Below are 204 nucleotides of genomic sequence, written 5' to 3'. Positions count from 1 at the left end.
TCTCCACTGCTGTTATCCCTCTTTTCTCTATTCATTCTAGTTTACAAAGCTCCACTTAGCGCTATAACCGAATTTTAGCGACGTCAAAGTGAGGGACAAGCCCTTGTTTCATCGCACGGCCTAACAAGTTCTCAATCGCTTGATAGCCATCTTCTCCAAGTGACTTCGTAAACTCATTTACGTAAAGTTCAATATGAGCATTGG

Annotated in this window: 1 pseudogene; it reads right to left on the bottom strand. The window is 42.2% G+C overall.

The window, feature by feature from the left end:
* Positions 1-61: 61 nt before the first annotated feature.
* Positions 62-204, bottom strand: a pseudogene (locus tag CHH91_RS21400) (1,4-dihydroxy-6-naphthoate synthase); the annotation flags it as partial.

Origin of the sequence: Virgibacillus sp. 7505 (assembly GCF_002272135.1) — a bacterium.
In the GTDB taxonomy this organism is placed as follows: domain Bacteria; phylum Bacillota; class Bacilli; order Bacillales; family Amphibacillaceae; genus Terribacillus.
Note: the sequence above shows the minus strand (reverse complement) of the source record. Positions and strands in the feature narration are given on the sequence as shown.